At 79.3% G+C, this 1002-nt stretch carries 1 protein-coding gene; it reads left to right on the forward strand.

The window, feature by feature from the left end:
- Positions 1 to 1002, forward strand: a 1002-nt coding sequence (locus GPJ59_RS36500) for a helicase-related protein (protein WP_258025453.1), incomplete at both ends; no start/stop codon positions are given.

Here is a 1002-nt window from a genome sequence, read left to right on the forward strand (position 1 = left end):
GTGGTGGCCGAGCCCCGGCGGATCGCGGCCCGGGCGGCCGCCCGCCGGATGGCCTGGCTGCTCGGCGAGGCGGTGGGCCGCTCGGTGGGCTTCACCGTGCGCGGGGAGCGCGTCGTGGGCCCGGACTGCGCGGTCGAGGTGGTCACCACCGGTGTGCTGCTCCAGCGCCTGCAGCGCGACCAGGAGCTCGCGGGGGTGGACGTGGTGGTGCTCGACGAGTGCCACGAACGCCACCTGGACGCGGACACCGTCGCGGCCTTCCTGCTGGACGTGCGGGAGGCGCTGCGCCCGGAGCTGCGGCTGGTCGCGGCGTCCGCGACCACCGACGCGGAGGGCTGGGCGCGGCTGCTCGGCGACGCGCCGGTGGTGGAGGCGGCCGGGGTCGCGCACCCGGTCGAGGTGGTGTGGGCGCCGCCGGCCCGGCCGGTGCGCCCGCCGCACGGCATGCAGGTGGACCCCGCGCTGCTGGCGCACGTGGCGTCGGTGGTCCGGCGGGCGCTCGCGGAGCAGGTGGGGGACGTACTGGTGTTCCTCCCCGGGGTCGGGGAGATCGCCCGGGTGGCCGGGCAGCTGGGCGGCACGGACGCGGAGGTGCTCCAGATCCACGGGCGGGCCCCGGCCGCGGTGCAGGAGTCGGTGCTGGCGGGCGGCACCGGCCGGCGCCGGGTGGTGCTGGCCACGGCGGTGGCGGAGTCCTCGCTGACCGTGCCGGGCGTACGGGTGGTGGTGGACGCGGGTCTGGCCCGCGAGCCGCGGGTGGACCATGCGCGGGGGCTGGGCTCGCTGACGACCGTACGGGCGTCGCGGGCGGCGGCGCGGCAGCGGGCGGGCCGCGCCGGGCGGGAGGCGCCGGGCACGGTGTACCGCTGCTGGACGGAGGCCGAGCACGGGCTCCTGCCGGCCTTCCCCTCCCCCGAGATCCGGATCGCCGACCTGGCGGCGTTCGCGCTGCAGGCCGCGTGCTGGGGCGACCCGGACGCGTCGGGCCTGGCGCTGCTGGAC

The organism is Streptomyces bambusae, assembly GCF_019400985.1.
GTDB classification, from domain to species: domain Bacteria; phylum Actinomycetota; class Actinomycetes; order Streptomycetales; family Streptomycetaceae; genus Streptomyces; species Streptomyces bambusae_A.